Origin of the sequence: Pseudomonas sp. NFACC56-3 (assembly GCF_900100025.1) — a bacterium.
GTDB classification, from domain to species: Bacteria; Pseudomonadota; Gammaproteobacteria; order Pseudomonadales; family Pseudomonadaceae; genus Aquipseudomonas; species Aquipseudomonas fluorescens_AA.
In genome coordinates, this window is sequence record NZ_FMTK01000003.1 from 157198 (window position 1) to 174998 (window position 17801).

The following is a 17801-nucleotide window of genomic DNA, read 5'->3' on the forward strand; positions in this document are numbered from 1 at the left end:
TCGCTCGCGAAAGCGGTGTGTCAGTCGACAGCAGCATCGAATGTTCCATCGCCTTCGCGAGCAAGCCCGCTCCCACAAAGGGGCCGGGTGTTGCTAGAGCAGGTGTTGTGCCAGCAATGGCAGTAATTGCTCACACGGCTCTTCAAACTTGAGGTCCAGCAGCTCATCGGCCCGGGTCTTGCCGCGGTTGATTGCCAGCAGCGGCTTGCCCTGGTCCTTGATGGCCCGGCACAGGCGAAACGCCGAATACGCCATCAGCGAAGAACCCACCACCAGCAGGCCGTCCGCTTGCTCGACGGCTTGCATGGCGCGGGCCGCGGTGAGGGGGGCGACATTCTCGCCGAAAAACACCACGTCGGGTTTCAACCGCTCGCCGCCGCAATGGGGGCAATGGGGCACTTGGAAGCGCGCCTCGAACGCGGGGTCGAGCAGGGTGTCGCCATCGGGGGCCTGCACCGCATCGACACCCGCCAGGTAAGGGTTTTCGGCTTCCATCAACCGTTGAATCTGCTGTCGCTCGCTGAGCTGGCCGCAATCCAGGCACCGCACGCGATGCAGGCTGCCGTGCAGTTCGATGACGTCCTGGCTGCCGGCCTGGTCATGCAGGGTGTCGACATTCTGGGTAATCAGGCCGGTGATGCGTTGCTGCGCCTGCAACTCGGCCAAGGCTTCGTGAGCCACGTTCGGCCTGGCCTGCCTGACCCGGGGCCAGCCCAGCATCGCCCTTGCCCAATAGCGCCGTCGTGCCTCGGGCTGGGCGAGGAACTCCTGGTACATCATCGGTTGTCGACCCCGACGGACTCCGTCGCTGTCGCGGTAATCGGGGATGCCCGACGGGGTACTGATGCCGGCGCCGGTGAGCACCAGGAAGCGGCGCCCGGCGGTGTACGCCAGTAACTGATCGATGGGTGCCTGGTGAAGATCTTCGGGCATGGGAGGTGTCTGCGCTGGTCTTGAGCCGTTGAGGTTAGCACTTGGATCGAGCCGACGCCTTTCGTCGCCCTGGGGGTTGGTTTGTTCAAACTTTCCCCAGTGCCGCGCTATCCACTTTTATGTGCGGTACTTCAGAACCGTCGCGCTGCGTTGCAGTAGCGACCACGGCTAAGGAGAAGGAAATGGCAACGCCTAAAGAGAACCTGCTGGACTGGCTCAACGATGCCCATGCCATGGAGCAGCAAGCGGAAAAAATGCTCAAGGCCCAGGCCGAACGCCTGGAGCATTATCCGGTGCTCAAGGCCCGCATCGAGGAGCACTTGCAGGAAACCCTCGGACAACAAAAATTGGTCGAACAATGCATCCAGCGGCTGGGCGGCAGTACGTCGACGCTCAAGGACCTGGCCGGCAAGCTCATGGCCTTTGGTCAGGCGGTGGGCGGCATGACGATGAGCGATGAAGTGGTCAAGGGAGCCATGAGTGGCTATGTGTTCGAGAACCTTGAAATCGCCTCGTACACCGTATTGATCGAGGCGGCGAAAGTCGCCGGGGATGTGGAAACGCAACGGGCGTGCGAACAGATCCTGCCCCAGGAAATCGCCATGGCCGAGTGGTTGCGCGACCACTTGCCGGAAATCACCCGGGCGTTTCTGGAGCGTTCGGCCAATCCGCACACCGAAGCCAAGCGCTGAGTACGGCCACGTGTGGAAGAGCGACAGGCTAGCGTGCCGGTCGCTCCTTGAAGCTGCCGAGAAGAGGAAACGTATGAAGCAGACCACGGGTGAAGTACGGGCCATCAATCGACAGAGCGCAATGGTAGGGGTGTATGTGGCACAGGAGGACGGCCATACCGTGCTCGAGCTGGGTTCGGCCAACGACATTGATATTGGCGACATCCTCGAGTGGAACAGCGGCACGGCCTTGGGCACGCAGTCCTATCACAACCTGACCAAAGGCTGGACTGCCGATGTGTATGTGGCCAACCACGGCGTTGCGGCGGCGAATCTCGAGGTTCAGCTGATGGTCGGCTCTTCCTGACGGCGCCTTCGACCCCTTATCTCGGGAGAAAGAGCATGAGCGAATTAAAGTGCGGTTGCCCCGATTGTCAGTGCGAGGTAGATCCGCAACGGGTTTTCAATCACGACGGTGAAGCTTACTGCAGCCAAGCCTGCGCCGAACAACACCCCAACGGGGAGCCGTGTCCGGCGCCAGACTGCCATTGCGAACGCAGTGGCAAGGTGGGTGAGCGGGACGTTAGCAGTAAGCAGCTGGACGACGCGCTGGAGGAAACGTTTCCGGCCAGTGATCCGATTTCACCTTGATCGATCTCTTATCCGGGTGCCGGCGACAGGGCATCCGGACGCCGCAAGCCGGTCAGTGCGGTGGTGCAGGAAAACACCGGCAGCCCGCGAGTTTTGGCTTCCTGGAACGGCGCGAGGCCAGGGTGACGAGACCGGTGCAATGGGGTGCCGGCGCCGCCCGACCTTTGGCGGACAGCGTGGAAAGACACGCACTGCTTTCAATTGAATGTAATAAGTAATTGCTAAGGTGTTTAAGATAATTTATGGCTCGCCGTTTAATTGATAGCGAGTTGTAATGTTCAGGCGTTGAATGGATTTGAATTGTCTGGTTCTGACCGTTCGTCGCCGCTCGCTGAATTTCTTTCAAACCTTGGCGAAGTCCAATTCTCATAGTAAATACGGGCCAGCGAGGCTCGTTAAACACTAACTAACGAGGTGAATGAAATGGCTAATACAGGAAATAACAATCCTGGCAATTTCGCTAACGATCGTGAGAAGGCATCGGAAGCCGGGAAAAAAGGCGGACAAGCGTCCGGCGGCAATTTTGCCAACGACCCTGGGCGCGCATCCGAGGCTGGGCGTAAGGGCGGACAGGCATCGGGCGGCAACTTTGCCAACGACCCTGGACGCGCTGCAGAGGCCGGCCGCAAAGGCGGGCAGGCATCGGGTGGTAATTTCGCCAACGATCCTGAGCGCGCCTCGGAAGCGGGCCGCAAAGGTGGCCAGGCTTCGGGCGGCAATTTTGCCAATGACCGGGAAAAGGCCTCCGAAGCCGGTAGGAAGGGCGGCGAAAACAGCCGTGGCGGCGGTCGTGACTCGTAATGCCCGCTGACCAGGCAGGCCCCGTGCCCATGGCATGGGGCCCCATGGGCGGCAATAATTGAATGCGGATATAAAGTTTCGCCTGGCTTTACAATCTTTTCCTTTTTTATTCGAGGTGAGAGGTTCGGTATTGTCTTTGTCATTACCGTTCGTCTCATTTATCGAATAAAAAATAAATCACGTTCCCTTAACTTTTTCTGATGCCTTGTGGGCCTGTTATTGCTGGCAGTGTCTCCATGGTTTATGTCTGATCGAGGGCTTTGATCATGTTTTTACATAATAAAAGACTGCAATACACCGTGCGCGTCGCCGAACCCAATCCCGGGCTCGCCAACTTGCTGCTTGAACAGTTCGGTGGTGCCCAGGGTGAGCTGGCGGCGGCGTCGCGCTACTTCACCCAGGCCTTGTCCGAGGACGATCCAGGCCGTAAGGATTTGCTGATGGACATCGCCACCGAGGAACTCAGCCATCTGGAGATCATCGGTTCGATCATCGTGATGCTGAACAAAGGTGCCAAGGGCAAGATGGCCGAGGGCGTGGAAAAGGAGGGCCAGTTGTACCGGGACATCAACGGTGCCGGCAATGATTCCCACATCACCAGCCTCCTGTATGGCGCCGGCTCGCCATTGACCAACTCCGCCGGTGTGCCCTGGACCGCCGCCTATGTGGATACGATTGGCGAGCCGACAGCGGACATGCGTTCCAATATCGCGGCCGAGGCGCGGGCGAAAATCGTCTATGAGCGCTTGATGAATGTCACTGACGATCCCGGTGTGAAGGAAGCGCTGGGCTTTTTGATGACCCGCGAAATCGCCCACCAGCTGTCGTTCGAAAAAGCCCTGCACTCGATCCAGCCCAATTTCCCTCAAGGCAAATTGCCGGGCATGCCGGAGTTCACCAACGTGTACTTCAATATGTCCCAGGGCGAACCTACTGTGCGCGGCCCATGGAATCAGGGCGACGATTGGGAGTTCGTCGAAAATCCAGCGCCGGCGGTGGATGGCGGCGATGGCCTGGCCAGCGTCCAGCTCAGTGAAAAAGACGAAGCGCTGCTGATGGACATGAAGGCACGGACGATGTCCAACCCGGAAAGCAACCCCACTACGGGTGCCGACTTGGGTTCGGGGATGCAAGGTGACAAACTGTAAACAACGGCGAGGGGGGTAACTCCCTCGCCTGAACTTTCCGTCAGATCGTTCCCGCCATGCAACGATCAGACTAGCCATGCCCGCAGAGCATTAAGGACCTACGATGGACCAGCCCACTTCCCGGATCCGATCCCCCTGGCGTACCTGGCTGGGTCCTGTGCAAAACAACCTACTGCTCGGGGTGAGTTTCTGGCTTGGGCTGGCAGTGATCACCGCGTTGTTACTCTACAGCGGCTACAACGCCTTGGTCGGTGCTGATCGGCACAATCTAGGCTACGCGGTCCTGGGCGGAACGTCCGGTTTCGCCGCCACGGCCTTGGGCGCATTGATGGCGGTGGTGCTGCGGGATATCTCGTCACGCACCCAGGACATCATGCTGGGTTTTGCCGCCGGCATGATGCTCGCCGCCAGCTCTTTCTCGCTGATCCTGCCGGGCATCGAAGCCGCGCAGGTGATTTGTGGCAATCAGTTGCTGGCCGCGTTTGTCGTCGTGGTCGGCCTGGGCTTGGGTGTGGCCCTGATGATCGGCCTCGACCGTTTCGTGCCCCACGAACACGAGTTGAGTGGGCGGCGCGGTCCTGAGGTCGAGCGCATTAACCGTGTGTGGCTGTTCGTGCTCGCCATCACCTTGCACAACTTGCCGGAAGGCATGGCCATCGGCGTCAGTTTTGCCGACGGCGACTTCAAGGTTGGCTTGCCCCTGACCACTGCCATCGCCATCCAGGACATCCCCGAAGGCCTGGCCATCGCTATGGCGCTGCGGGTGACGGGCATCAGCACCTTGCGTGCTGCGCTGATTGCGGTGGGCTCCGGGCTGATGGAACCGTTGGGATCGGTGATTGGCCTGGGTATGTCGTCGGGTGTCGCCGTCGCGTACCCCATCAGCCTCGGGTTGGCGGCGGGGGCGATGATCTTCGTGGTGTCCCACGAAGTGATTCCCGAGACTCACCGCAACGGCCATGAAACCCCGGCGACGCTGGGCCTGATGATGGGGTTTGCGGTGATGATGTTTCTCGACACGGCGCTCGGTTGAACGCCGCTCGACTGTCTCGATACCCTCCGTCCACGCTTCGAAAAATTTCTTGAACATCTGAAATTTTCTTCGGGTCAGTGTTGATGACAGGTGAAGCGGCGTAGGCCGGCTTCACCTCATTTACCCTTTGAGGCCCGCCCAGTGCGGTGCCTTTTCTTGACCGGAGGATGATTGAAATGGCCAGGAAAACAGTGACCGACCTGTTCATTCACGAACTGTCCGATATCTACAGCGCCGAGAAGCAGATCACCCGCGCATTGCCCCGCATGGCCAGGGCCGCGACCAACCCTTTGCTGGCGCAAGCCTTCAATGATCACCTTGAAGAAACCCAAGGCCAGATCGAGCGCATCGACACCCTCATCGAAGTGGCCGGCATCAAGCTCAAGCGCATGAAGTGCGTGGCCATGGAAGGTTTGGTGGAAGAGTCCAAGGAACTGCTCGAGGAAATCGAGAAGGGGGCAGTGCTCGATGCCGGGTTGATCGGTGCGGCGCAAAAAGTCGAGCATTACGAGATCGCCAGTTACGGGACTCTGATCGCCATGGCCAAGCACTTGAACCTGGGCGATGAAGTGGTCGGGTTGTTGCTGGCAACGCTCAAGGAAGAAAAAGCCACCGACGAGAAACTTTCCAAGATCGCTGAGCAGGGCGGTAACCAGGCCGCGACGATGGACTCTTGACGACCTATCGGGGGGCTGGCGCAGGATCGACAATGCCTGCGCCAAGCGCCTGTCGACTCTGACAGTAGCCAAAGCCTCGATGCCGGTATCTCATGGCTCCATTGTTTGCGTTCTGCCCGGAGGCAGCTCATGGAACATCGGGTCCCGTTCACCGGCCATCTGATCTTCATCGGGTTTGGTTCAATCACCCGGGCCACTTTGCCGTTGCTATTGGGGCAGGATCATGTCCCGGTCCAACACATCACGGTCATCGCGCCCGTTATCGAGAAGAACATCTGGTTCAAGGAGCGAGGGATCAGTTTCGTTCCCAAGGCGCTGACTGAACCAACCTTCGTGCAAATCCTGGATCGCTTCGTCAGGCGCGGCGACTTCATCGTCAACCTGTCGGTGGAGGTCAGTTCGTTGGCGCTGATGGCCTATGCCTTCAACAAGGGCGCGCTGTACCTCGATACCTGCGTCGAGCCTTGGGCGGGCGGCTACGACGATCCGCAATTGAGCCTGTCGCGTCGCACCAACTACGCCTTGCGCTATCAGGTCCTGGCCTTGCAAAAAAAACTGGGCAAGGGGCCAACGGCGGTGGTGGCCCATGGCGCCAATCCCGGTCTGATCACCCATTTGCTCAAAGCCGGCCTGGTGGAGCTGGCGGTGCAACTGAATCATCCGCTGCCACACAATCGCGAGGGCGTGGATTGGGCCCGGTTGTGCATGGAGACGGGTATCAAGGTGATCCATTTTGCCGAGCGTGACACCCAGCGCTCCAAGCAAATAAAGCAGGACGATGAGTTCGTGAACACATGGTCAGTGGAAGGATTCATCAGTGAGGGTTGCCAGCCGGCGGAGTTGGGCTGGGGCACTCACGAGCGCAGTTGGCCGTCGTCTGCCAGGCGCCATCGCTTCGGGAGCCGCAACGCCATTTACCTGGAACGGCCGAGCGCCAGTATACGGGTCAAGACCTGGACACCGTTGGCCGGGCCCTGCCTGGGCCTGATGATCACCCATCACGAAACGGCGTCGACCGCCGACCTGCTGACCGTGAAGGATCAACGCCAATTGATCTACAGGCCGACCCTGTATTACGCCTACCGCCCGTGCAACGATGCCTTGTTATCGATGCACGAGCTGATCGGTCGCGGCTGGCAGAGCCCGCCTCGGCAACGCATCCTCAACGGTGAAATCGACAGCGGCGGCATCGATGCGCTGGGTGTCCTGCTGATGGGGCACGAACTGAATGCCTACTGGTTCGGCTCGGTGTTGAGCATCGATGAGGCACGCGCGCTGTTGCCCTTCAACAACGCCACCAGCTTGCAGGTGGCCGCGGGCGTGTTGGCGGGAATCGTGTGGGCGGTGGAGCATCCGGATCGCGGCATCGTCGAACCGGAGCAGATGGACTACGAGCGCGTACTGGAAGTGGCCAGGCCCTACCTTGGCAGCCTGGTGGGCAAACGTACCGACTGGCAGCCGAGCGCTGCTCTCTACGAAACTTCACGGAACCGAGCGGCATTTGACTGGCAGTTCGAGCAGTTCATCCGGCTTTGATGAAATCGCCGAAAAACCACCACGCCGTAGTAACTGCAAACGCCAGATAAGCCTGCCTGAGCCCGCAGGTTTTGTCGCTCGCCACCTATACTCAATCCGTGGATGACATGAATCCGGGGTGGCGCGATCGTGCTGCGTTCGCTGATGTTGGCCGTTGTGCTCGTTCTGGCGGGGTGCGCCACGCCCCAGCGCGGTCAACAGGCCACCCCGGTGGCGATTTCCCAGGACACTTGGCGACAGGTGGACCAGCAGCTCATCGCAGCCTCGAAAAGCGCCGTCGAACAAGCGGCACTCTACGCCCGCGGGTCGATGGAGCACTGGCGCGCATTGGTCTATGAGCGCACCGAGGTTGAATTCATCCCCTGGTTCAGCAGCTATTGGACCCAGGAGTGGCTGGCGGTGAAGGTCAGTTGGTACGCCGCCAGCGCCGAGGGCGAGACGGATTCCTCGGCCAGGCGCCTGGCGGTTTACCTGCAGGAACAATATCGCGAGCAGGTGCTGGAACCGGTGGCGGTGGAAGTCGATCCCGAGGCGATCAGGGCCAACGCCATAGGCTACTACCTGCGCCAACTCGATCAGCAGGTCCAGGTCATCGCTCTGCGGCATCGCATCCCGAACGAACTGATGAACCGACGCCTGCACGGCATCCCGGCGATTCGCCTCGGCCCGCCAGCGGCGCGTGACGCTTCGTTGTACGAGATGGTCCACACCGAACCGTTGAACACCCTGCCGGCCTATGCGGCCCTGATCGATCACGTCAACAAGGCTGCAACCACAGGGGCCGGACCCTCGGAGGCGGTGATCGCCACGGTGGCGCAACGCACCAGCGAAAAAATCGAGGCCCAGTTCGCCACGCGTGGGGCAACCGGTGCGGCGGCGGCCGTGGCCGGGAAGGCGGCGGGGGCGTTGATTTCGGTGGGCGTGGCGGGCATCCGCGCGATCATCCATGAGGGCGAGCGGCCGGAAATGGAGGCGCAGATCCGCAAAAGCCTGAGCGCTGCGTTCGACGAAGCGTGGTTCAAGTCACTCAAGCATCCCCTCAGCGGGGTGATGGCACCGGTGTACTATCTGGACGAGGAAATAGAAGGCAACCTGGTGGAGGCGGACCTGGCTAATCGAGCGGTGGCATTGCCGGACATCAAGCCGTGACGGGCCGCTTCATTCTGAGCCGAGGGTGACGCGACACCCCTTGCGATGGCGGATCTGCTCGTCCGATGGGCGTTCCTTGATGAACTCGAAGCGCGGCTCGCCTTCGCTGTAGATCACCAGCCAGCCCCATTCCAGTTCGCTTTCATCCTGCCCGGGCTGGGGCGGCGAGGCCCACCAGGGTTCTTTTTGCATGATCTGACGCATCGTCTACTCCTGCCGATTGATCCTTTGAACTATAGACCGCTCGATGAAGACGCTTGCATCCTGTGGGAGCAAGGCTTGCCCGCGAAGCAGGCGACTCGGTTCCAGATAGACCGTGTGATTTTCATCGCGGGCAAGCCTTGCTCCCACAAAGTCTGCTCCCTCCGTTCCCTCGCCAGGGTTGTGTGCCTGAAGCTTGATAATCAGTGTGCTCTGACTCCGCCCACCAGCGTCTAGCGTCTGTATCCCCGCACTCGAACGGGGAATGACTGGACCCCGCGCCTATGCAAGCACTGTTGAACGAGATCCTTGATGCGGTTCGCCCCCTGATCGGTCAGGGCAAGGTAGCCGATTACATTCCTGCCTTGGGCACCGTGGTGCCCAACCAGTTGGGTATTGCCGTGTATGGCAATGATGGCGAGTTGTATTGTGCCGGCGACGCCGAAACAGCGTTTTCGGTGCAGAGTATTTCCAAGGTGTTCAGCCTGGTGCAGGCCATCGAGCATTCCGGCGAAGCGATCTGGGAACGCCTGGGCCATGAGCCATCCGGTCAGCCCTTCAATTCCCTGGTACAACTGGAGTTCGAGCGTGGCCGGCCGCGCAATCCGTTCATCAATGCCGGCGCGTTGGTGATTTGCGATATCAACCAGTCGCGTTTCGCCGCGCCGGCGCTGTCGATGCGCGATTTTGTGCGCCGCCTGTCGGGTAACCCACAGGTGATGGTGGACGGCAAGGTTGCCGAGTCGGAATACCAGCACCGCGCCCGCAACGCAGCGATGGCGTACCTGATGCAATCGTTCGGCAACTTCCATAACGACGTGGAAGCGGTGCTGCGCAGTTATTTCAGCCATTGTGCCTTGCGGATGAGCTGCATCGACCTGGCGCGAGCATTCTGCTTCCTGGCCAACGACGGGTTCTGCAAACACAGCGGCGAACAGATCCTCAGCGCCCGGCAGACCCAGCAGGTCAATTCCATCATGGCCACCAGCGGCCTGTACGATGAGGCCGGCAACTTCGCTTATCGCGTCGGCCTGCCGGGCAAGAGCGGTGTCGGTGGCGGGATTGTCGCCGTGGTGCCGGGGCGGTTCACCGTATGCGTCTGGTCGCCGGAACTCAACGCCGCCGGCAACTCCCTGGCCGGCATGGCGGCGCTGGAATTGATGAGCCAGCGGATTGGCTGGTCGGTGTTCTAGTTTCCTGGCGCATAAAAAAGGGCCCGCTCCTGATTCAGGAGCGGGCCCTTTTGTTGGGGGATATCAGCAGAGGCGGTCGATGACCCGGACCTCTGAAGTGTTCTGCATCGACTGCCAGGCCTGGGTCAGCGTTTGCAGCACACGGCCCATGAAGTCTTTGTCAGCCGCGGCCTTCTTGCCGACGTAGCCCTGGCCACGGCGGTACATCTTCAGCCGGGCACACAGTTCTTGCGTGTTCTTTTCGAACTCGTCTTCTTGGGTGTAGGGCGACAGGCAGTCCATATGGACTTGGCCAGTCTTGCTGATCCACAGGATATGGCTGTCGAGTGTGTCTTTGTGTGCGGCGAACATGCGAGCCAGTTCATCAATAGATGGTTGATTGTTCAGATTCATGTGTAAGCCCCTTGACCATTTGGTTGATCTGTCTGGTGGTTCGCAAAACTTCGCTTCTCGGTAAGTGCCTGCCTGCTACCGAAACCAGGCCGTCAGCGTTCGTCCGTCGAACTTCGAAGGAGTCCTGCGTTGGTTGTGTAGTGTTATCGAAGGGCTGCTACGCAAATGCGCTACAACGAAGAGAAACAGCGAAGAATCATCAGGCAGTGTCAACTTTCGAGGGTCGACCACGCGCGTCATGAGGATCTTCGCCGACGTTTCTCGTCCTTGTCACCGGACGGTCATGCCAGGTCAGCACCTTCAATCTGCCTTGTGGGCAGTCCCTTATCCAAAAAACAGCTCGGCGGTCAGACGAGCTTGCTCAAACAGTTGCCTGTACTCCCGATCGGGGAGACGTCTGCATCATGCAAGGGCAAATCGGAGGCGTCAACGGTTTTGTAGTGATTATTTTTGTTCACTACATATTGTCGAACAAAATGGTTGGGGTATGAGGATTTCCGGTCAGACCCACAATCAATGTGGGAGCGAGCTTGCTCGCGATGGCGGTGTGTCAGCCAATTATCTGATGGCTGATTTACCGTCATCGCGAGCAAGCTCGCTCCTACAGGGGGGATCAGGGGGGCTGATTTTTGTTCAGATGGGCTTGGCCTTGCTCGCCTTGCGCGGTGCACCGGCTGCCTTACGCTTGGCCGGCTTGCGCTTGTTCTTCCACGGGGTCGCGCCTCGCCCGGCGGGGCTGGCCGGGCCGCTGATGGTCAGGCTCATGCCCTGGCAGCGGGCGACGTGCTTGCTCATCCAGGCGGCTTGCCGGGTCACGAACTCTTCCAGGCTCATTTCTCCGCTTTGCACCATGTCCAGGGCCTGCTCCCAGATGGCGGTGGTGCCCGGGTCGGCGATGGCCCGGGGCACGGCGTCGATGAGGCTGAAGGCCGCGGGTGTGGCGGACAGGGCCTTGCCGTTTTTCACCAGGTAACCGCGGTCGAGTAGCCCCTGGATGATCGAGGCTCGGGTCGCTTCGGTGCCGATGCCGGTGGTGTCCTTGAGCTTCTGTTTGAGCAATGGATCTTCCACCAGTTTGGCGACGTTTTTCATCGCCTTGATCAGGTCTCCTTCAGTGAAGGGTTTGGGCGGCTGGGTCCATAGGTCCTTGGGGTTCACCTCGTCCACCGCGCAATCGCGACCTTCGGCCAATGCCGGCAAGGTTTGCGGTGCCGGTGCTTCACGGCCCTTTGCCGGCGCCAATGCTTCGGGCAGGGCGCGTTTCCAGCCGGGTTCGACGATCTGCTTGCCCACGGCACGCAGCGCCTGGCCGGCACAGTCGAAGTCGGCCTGGGTCCGGTCGTATTCGTGGTTGGGCAGAAACTGCGCCAGGTAGCGCGCGCGAATCAACGTATAGACCGCACGCTGCTTGCCGGCGAGTTTGTCGAGGTTCCTGGCGGCGGCGGTGGGAATGATGCCGTGGTGGGCACTGACCTTGGCGTCGTTCCAGGCCCGGGATTTGCGCTGCGGCTGCAAATGCTCGCGCAGCGGCGCGAGGCTCGGGTCGGCCTGGGCGAGGGCGGCCAGGATGGCCGGTGCTTCGCTGTGCTGGCTCAAGGGCAGGAAACCGCAATCGCTGCGGGGGTAGGTGATGAGCTTGTAGGTCTCGTAGAGCGACTGGGCAATGTCCAGGGTTTCCTGGGCACCGAGGCCGAGTTTCTTCGAGCAGACTTCTTGCAGGGTGCCCAGGTCGAAGGGCAACGGTGCCGCTTCGCGCAGGCGCTCGGTACGCACCTTCAGTGTCCGGGCGGTGGTGGCGTTGCTCATGGCCTGGGCCGCGTCTCGGGCCAGGGCCTGGTTCAGGCAGCGTTCCTGGTCGTCGCAGGCATCCGGGTCGGCGCGCCACTGGGCGGTGAACGCCGTGCCTTCATGGCTGAGCTGCACGTCGATGGCCCAATAGGCGACCGGCACGAAGTTGGCGATGCTGCGGTCGCGGTCCACCACCAGTCGCAGCGTCGGTGTCTGCACGCGACCTACCGGCAACACGCCCTGGTAGCCGGACTGGCGCCCCAGCAGGGTGAACAGGCGACTCATGTTCATGCCGATCAGCCAGTCGGCCCGGGAGCGGCCCAGGGCCGAGTGATACAGGTTGAAGGTTTCTACGCCCGGCTTGAGGGCGGCCAGGGCCTTGCGGATCGACGCTTCGTCCAGGGCGGACAGCCATAGCCGCCGGATCGGTCCGCGATACCGGCAATGTTCCACCAGCTCCCGGGCGATCATTTCGCCTTCGCGGTCGGCGTCGGTGGCGATCACCAGCTCCTTCGCTTCCCCCAACAGGCGCTTGACCGCCTTGTACTGGCTGGCGGTTTTCGGCTTGACGGTCATTTTCCATTGCGCGGGCACGATGGGCAGGTCGGCCAGGACCCAGCGCTTGTAGCGCGCGTCGTAGGCGTCGGGTGGGGCGGTTTCCAGCAGATGGCCGATGCACCAGGTGACCGTAACGCCAGGACCCAGCCAGCAGCCGTCGCCACGGCGCGTGGCACCGAGCACAGCGGCGATGTCCTTGGCCTGGGACGGCTTTTCACACAGGTACAGCTGCATAGCGCCCTTTTCCTGAGCAGATTTCATGGGGCTGTAGCATGGTCATGGATGCGCGCAAGGGCAAGTTTTATCTGTATGGATATACAGATAAAAGCGTTGCGCTGCGTTGCCAAGGGGTGTCTGGCGTGACATTCGGCGGCCTGTCGGCACGCAGAATGAATTTCTCGCAGGGGTATTGCTCATAACTTCAAGGCGGTTGAAACCCGCAAAGTAGGTTTATGAGGTCAAGGAGAGTCACTTTCATGAATTCGATGCCAAATGGCAACGGCCAGGCGACTACGCGTTTGATTCTCGTGGTGGAAGATGATCCAACTATCCTGGAGTTTCTCTGTGAAATCCTCGAGGAAGAAGGATTTGTCGTGGAGCCTCAGAAAAGCGCTGACGATGCCTTGGAGTTCCTCGAACAGAGCGCCCATTTCGTCGATCTGTTGCTCACCGACATCACTATGCCCGGCAAGATCGACGGTGCTGACCTGGCCAATCTGACCGGAGACCGCTGGCCGCAGATCCCGCTGCTGATCATGTCCGGCTTCGAAACGCCGGAAAGCGCCGGGATCAAGCACCACGCGTCGTTCATCGCCAAGCCTTGGGCTCTGGGCCAGATGCTGGATCTGGTGGAGAGCACGGTGAAAAATCACCCCATGCATTGAGTGATCCCGGTGGATGGCGGCGGTCAGGCACGTTTGGGTTGCAAGCGGCGATGGGCTCCATGACAATGCGAGTCATTATCAGTCGCGAATTATTCCATAGCCATGCCCGCCAACGATCTGTCCCTACGCAGTGCTGTCGACGTTCTGTACAGTGATCATCACAATTGGCTCCAGGGCTGGTTGCGCAAGCGCTTGGGCAACGCGTTCGATGCCGCCGACCTGACCCAGGATACGTTTGTGCGAGTCATCAAGGCGCGCACCGCGCTGGACATCCGCGAGCCGCGACCGTACCTGTCGATGATCGCCAAAGGGCTGTTGATCGACCTGTTTCGCCGGCGCTCGTTGGAACAATCCTACCTCGAAGCCTTGGCCGCCATGCCGCAAGAGCAGCACCCCTCGCTGGAAGAGCAGGCGATCCTGCTCCAGGCCCTGATGGAGATCGACCGTCTGCTCCTGGGGCTTGGGCCGCGCGTAAGACAGGCGTTCATCCTGTCGCAGTTCGATGGCCTGACGTACCCGCAAATTGCCGAGCGCCTGGGTGTCAGCGTCCGCACCGTCAACAACCACATGGCCAAGGCCATGGAACATTGCTGCCTGATGCAAATTCAATTGCAGCTTTCATGAACCTGGCCCCCGACGAGTTGCAAGCCATCCGCGTGGCGGCGCGGTGGTACGCCCGGCTGCATTCCGGTATCGCGACCGACGCGGACCGGGCCGATTGGCGCGCCTGGCTGTCCGCCGATCCGTTGCACAGCCAGGCCTGGCAGCGCATGGCGGCGGTGGCCGAGCAGATGGCGAGTGTGCCAGGCGCCCTGGCGGCACCGATCCTGAGCGACACCCACCGGCGATCCCGGCGCCAGGTGTTGCGCAGCGCCTTGCTGCTGACGTCCGCCGGCGGCCTGGGCTGGCTGGGTTGGCGCAGCCAGGCAACCCAGAACCTGTTTTGTGATTACCGCACCGCGGTGGGCGAGCGTCGCGCGTTCCAGCTGGCCGACGGCAGTACGGTCCTGCTCAACACCGACACCTCTATCAATGTTCGTTTCGATGGGCAGCAGCGGCGCCTGGAGCTGTTACGGGGCGAGGTGCTCGTGACGACGGCGGTCGATCCCTTGCGACGTCCGTTCAAGGTGGTCACGGGGCCGGCCGAGGTGCTGGCGTTGGGCACGCGGTTTATCGTCCGTAGCCAGGCGCGGGGCGGCGAAGTGGCGGTGCTTGAGAAAGCGGTCGAAGTGAGCCTGTTGGCTAGTGGATCGAGGATGCGGGTCGAAGCCGGCCAGCGCCTGGATTTCAACGAGCGGTCGTTGGGGGCGCTGCGCGGCAACGATGTGTCGGTCGGTGCCTGGCAGAAGGGAAGCATCATCGCCATTGACCGTCCCCTGGCGGCGCTACTGGATGAACTGTCGCGCTATCGACCCGGTGTGCTGCGTTGGGATCCGGCGATTGGCGACTTGAAGGTTTCCGGTGTGTTTCCTGTCGATAACACCGATCTCGCCCTGGCCGCGCTGGAAAGCGGCTTTTCGTTGCGAGTGACCCGCTACAGCCGATTCTGGGTCCAGGTCTCCGGTGGTGATCGGCGGTAATGCTACGCAATAAAAAAATCAGCCCCTGCACTTTTCGTCCCCACCGTTCGGCTCTTCCTCAGTGAGTTTTTATCGACCGTTTTGGGGAGGGGAAATATGACTTGGGTGAGCGCGCCAGGCCGTCTGGTGTTTGCAGTGAAAATCGGCTTGCTGGCGGTCACGACCGTCAGCGCCACAGTCGTGAATGCCAGCCCGGTTCCAGCGGCTGCGGCGCAGCAGCGCGCGGTGCAAGCCTACGATATCGGCGCCGGTCGCCTGGTGGATGTGCTGACCCGTTTCTCCAGTGCCGCCGGTGTCGCCCTTTCGTTTGATGCCCGGCAACTCGGGGACTTGCAATCGCCCGGCCTGAGGGGGACTTTCGGCGTGGGCGACGGCTTTGCCCGCATTCTTGGCGGTAGTGGCCTACAAGCCGCCCTGCAGGCCAACGGCACCTACGTGCTGCGCCGGGTACCCGCCAGCGGTTCGGCACTGGAACTGGACGCAACCACCATCGAGGCTCAGCGGCTCGGGGCGACCACCGAGCAGAGCAACTCCTACACGACGGGGGCGGTCACGATCGGCAAGGGCGAGCACGCCCTGCGCGAAACACCGCAATCGGTGACGGTCATTACTCGCAAGATGCTCGATGACCAGAACCTCAATACCATCGAACAAGTCATGGAAAAGACCCCGGGCATTACCGTCTACGACTCGACCATGGGCGGCAAGTATTTCTATTCCCGCGGGTTCCGCATGTCTGGCCAATATCAATACGACGGCGTTCCGCTGGACATGGGCAACAGTTATGTCCAGGCCGACAGTTTCAGCAGCGACATGGCCTATTACGACCGTGTCGAAGTGCTGCGCGGCGCCGCCGGGATGATGAAGGGAGCGGGCGGCACGTCCGGCGGCGTCAACTTCGTTCGTAAGCGCGGCCAGGCCACGGCACAGACCGAGCTCAGCCTGTCCGGGGGGACCTGGGACAATTACCGTGGCCAGGTCGATACCGGTGGCCCGTTGAATGACGCCGGCACCGTGCGAGGCAGGGCGGTGATCGCCGAGCAGAGCCGGCACTATTTCTACGATGATGCCCGGCGCAAGGACCAGATCTATTACGGCGCCCTGGACTTCGATCTGTCGCCCGACACGACGCTCGGCCTGGGCGTTGCCTATGAGGACGTCGATGCAAGCCCGTGCTGGGGCGGGCTGCCGCGCTACCGGGACGGCAGCGATCTGAAGCTCAGCCGTTCTACTTGCCTGGACCCCTCATGGAATACCTGGCGCAGCCAGCGGACCACGGTGTTCGGCGACCTCAAGCATCAGCTCAACGATGACTGGGCCGTGAAGGTCGCCAGTGTCTATACGAAAAATACCCAGGACATCAAATACGCGTTTGCATCGGGCTCGGTGGCGCCAGGCACCTCGACCACCAACATGCTGGGCAGCATGTATGACTATGACCAGGTCGATTACGGCCTCGACGCCTACCTGGACGGCAAGTTCGACGCCCTGGGGCAGCAACATGAGTTGATCGTCGGTTTCAACGCCAGTCGTTCGGACAAGGACGACTTCTTCTCCGTCGCGTTGCTGCCACAGAAGCAGAACGTATTCGATCCGGATCGCCATATCCCCGAACCGGACGACAGTTACTTCATCGAAAACTCGACGCGTGGTGGTCCGGTCAAGACCGTTACCGAGCAGCAAGGGATGTATTCGACCCTGCGCCTGAAGCTGGCGGAGCCCTTGACGTTCGTGGTGGGCAGCCGGGTGAGCTGGTACAGCTCCAAGACCGACTCGGTGTTCCTCACCGGCGGCTCGGAACACGCCAAGAGCACGGAGACGGGGCAAGTCACGCCATTTGCCGCCGTGTTGCTGGACCTCAATGAGCACCTGACGGCCTATGCCAGCTATTCGGATATCTTCACGCCCCAGGGCAACTACCGCTCCGAAAGCGGCTCGGCACTCAAGCCCCTGGTAGGTGAAAGCTATGAGCTGGGAATCAAGGGCGAATGGTTCGAGGGGCGCCTGAACAGCGCCTTCAACCTGTTCCGCACGTTACAGAGAGACCAGGCCCAGACCGACTACAACTCCAGTTGTGCGTCCTCGGACGGTTACTGCTATGAGAATGCCGGCAAGGTGCGCGCCCAAGGCTTCGAAGCCGAGATCAGCGGTGAAGTCATCGAGCGCCTGCAACTGCTGGCCGGCTACACCTACACCCAGACCAAGACCCTGGACGACATTGACACCAGCCTCAACGGCGGCTCGTTCAACAGCTACGTGCCGCGCCATGTGCTGCGCCTGTGGGGCGATTATGCCCTCGGCGGGGCGTTGGAACGATTCAGTGTCGGCGCCGGGGTCAATGCCCAAAGCGACAATTTCCGCGTATCGCCGGCGACGGGCGAGAAGATTACCCAGGCCGGTTATGCCGTGTGGAACGGTCGCGTTGGCTACCGCATCGATGACACCTGGACGGTGGCCCTCAATGGCAACAACCTGTTCGACAAGCGCTACTACACCACCATCGGCACCGAGAACTTCGGTAACTATTACGGTGAGCCGCGCAACTTCACCATGACCCTGAAGGGGCGCTTCTGAGCCGGTGGCGAGGGCGCCAATGCCCTCGCCA

The 17801-nt window shown here is 61.0% G+C and carries 18 protein-coding genes; 14 read left to right on the forward strand and 4 right to left on the reverse strand.

Annotation, left to right across the window (positions count from 1 at the left end):
• Positions 1-93: 93 nt before the first annotated feature.
• A complete protein-coding gene (locus BLO80_RS05975; protein WP_092327248.1) occupies positions 94-933 on the reverse strand; it encodes an NAD-dependent protein deacetylase in 840 nt (279 codons plus the stop codon).
• Between the two features lie 182 nt (positions 934-1115).
• On the opposite strand from BLO80_RS05975, the gene BLO80_RS05980 reads away from it, so the two are divergent.
• The 9 genes from BLO80_RS05980 (at position 1116) to BLO80_RS06020 (ending at position 8599) form a co-directional block, all read left to right on the forward strand.
• Positions 1116-1625: a ferritin-like domain-containing protein gene (locus BLO80_RS05980; protein ID WP_092327249.1), complete on the forward strand. Its 510-nt coding sequence runs from the start codon at positions 1116-1118 to the stop codon at positions 1623-1625.
• Between the two features lie 73 nt (positions 1626-1698).
• Entirely contained in the window at positions 1699-1971 is a 273-nt protein-coding gene (locus tag BLO80_RS05985; RefSeq protein ID WP_092327250.1) for a hypothetical protein, read from the forward strand.
• 35 nt (positions 1972-2006) lie between these two features.
• The gene (locus BLO80_RS05990) at positions 2007-2255 is read left to right on the forward strand and encodes a metallothionein (RefSeq protein WP_092327252.1); all 249 of its coding nucleotides are present in this window, start codon (positions 2007-2009) and stop codon (positions 2253-2255) included.
• Positions 2256-2678: 423 nt separating this feature from the next.
• Positions 2679-3056: a con-10 family general stress protein gene (locus BLO80_RS05995; protein ID WP_092203736.1), complete on the forward strand. Its 378-nt coding sequence runs from the start codon at positions 2679-2681 to the stop codon at positions 3054-3056.
• 266 nt (positions 3057-3322) lie between these two features.
• On the forward strand, positions 3323-4204 hold the full coding sequence (locus tag BLO80_RS06000; RefSeq protein ID WP_092327253.1) for a manganese catalase family protein: 882 nt from the start codon (positions 3323-3325) through the stop codon (positions 4202-4204).
• A gap of 103 nt (positions 4205-4307) precedes the next feature.
• Positions 4308-5237 (forward strand): ZIP family metal transporter, encoded by a 930-nt coding sequence (locus BLO80_RS06005; RefSeq protein WP_072406953.1) that lies wholly within the window; start codon positions 4308-4310, stop codon positions 5235-5237.
• Between the two features lie 176 nt (positions 5238-5413).
• Positions 5414-5914: a YciE/YciF ferroxidase family protein gene (locus BLO80_RS06010; protein WP_072407072.1), complete on the forward strand. Its 501-nt coding sequence runs from the start codon at positions 5414-5416 to the stop codon at positions 5912-5914.
• Between the two features lie 129 nt (positions 5915-6043).
• Positions 6044-7450, forward strand: a complete 1407-nt coding sequence (locus BLO80_RS06015) for a saccharopine dehydrogenase C-terminal domain-containing protein (RefSeq protein ID WP_092327255.1) — start codon at positions 6044-6046, stop codon at positions 7448-7450.
• Between the two features lie 129 nt (positions 7451-7579).
• Positions 7580-8599, forward strand: a complete 1020-nt coding sequence (locus BLO80_RS06020; RefSeq protein WP_092327256.1) for a hypothetical protein — start codon at positions 7580-7582, stop codon at positions 8597-8599.
• A 9-nt stretch (positions 8600-8608) separates the two neighbouring features.
• Here the strand turns inward: BLO80_RS06020 and BLO80_RS06025 are convergent, their stop codons facing one another.
• Positions 8609-8803, reverse strand: a complete 195-nt coding sequence (locus tag BLO80_RS06025) for a hypothetical protein (RefSeq protein WP_053123348.1) — start codon at positions 8801-8803, stop codon at positions 8609-8611.
• A gap of 281 nt (positions 8804-9084) precedes the next feature.
• Here BLO80_RS06025 and glsB point away from each other — a divergent pair, with 281 nt between their 5' ends.
• Entirely contained in the window at positions 9085-9993 is a 909-nt protein-coding gene (gene glsB / locus BLO80_RS06035) for a glutaminase B (RefSeq protein ID WP_092327259.1), read from the forward strand.
• Positions 9994-10056: 63 nt separating this feature from the next.
• Here glsB and BLO80_RS06040 read toward each other — a convergent pair whose 3' ends face one another.
• Together BLO80_RS06040 and BLO80_RS06045 are read right to left on the reverse strand one after the other, a co-directional pair.
• The gene (locus BLO80_RS06040) at positions 10057-10386 is read right to left on the reverse strand and encodes a hypothetical protein (protein ID WP_060741484.1); all 330 of its coding nucleotides are present in this window, start codon (positions 10384-10386) and stop codon (positions 10057-10059) included.
• A 633-nt stretch (positions 10387-11019) separates the two neighbouring features.
• On the reverse strand, positions 11020-12966 hold the full coding sequence (locus tag BLO80_RS06045; protein ID WP_092327261.1) for a DNA topoisomerase III: 1947 nt from the start codon (positions 12964-12966) through the stop codon (positions 11020-11022).
• A gap of 242 nt (positions 12967-13208) precedes the next feature.
• On the opposite strand from BLO80_RS06045, the gene BLO80_RS06050 reads away from it, so the two are divergent.
• The 4 genes from BLO80_RS06050 to BLO80_RS06065 all read left to right on the forward strand — a co-directional run bounded on the left by BLO80_RS06050 (position 13209) and on the right by BLO80_RS06065 (position 17770).
• A complete protein-coding gene (locus BLO80_RS06050) occupies positions 13209-13616 on the forward strand; it encodes a response regulator (protein ID WP_092327262.1) in 408 nt (135 codons plus the stop codon).
• Positions 13617-13718: 102 nt separating this feature from the next.
• Positions 13719-14240, forward strand: a complete 522-nt coding sequence (locus tag BLO80_RS06055; RefSeq protein WP_092327264.1) for a sigma-70 family RNA polymerase sigma factor — start codon at positions 13719-13721, stop codon at positions 14238-14240.
• Positions 14237-15196 carry a FecR domain-containing protein gene (locus BLO80_RS06060; RefSeq protein WP_092327265.1) on the forward strand — a complete coding sequence of 320 codons (960 nt, stop codon included), beginning with the start codon at positions 14237-14239 and terminating at the stop codon, positions 15194-15196. Before BLO80_RS06055 ends, BLO80_RS06060 begins: the two co-directional genes overlap by 4 nt.
• A 96-nt stretch (positions 15197-15292) precedes the next feature.
• Complete coding sequence (locus tag BLO80_RS06065) at positions 15293-17770, forward strand: TonB-dependent siderophore receptor (RefSeq protein WP_092327267.1); 2478 nt, start codon at positions 15293-15295, stop codon at positions 17768-17770.
• Positions 17771-17801 lie beyond the last annotated feature (31 nt).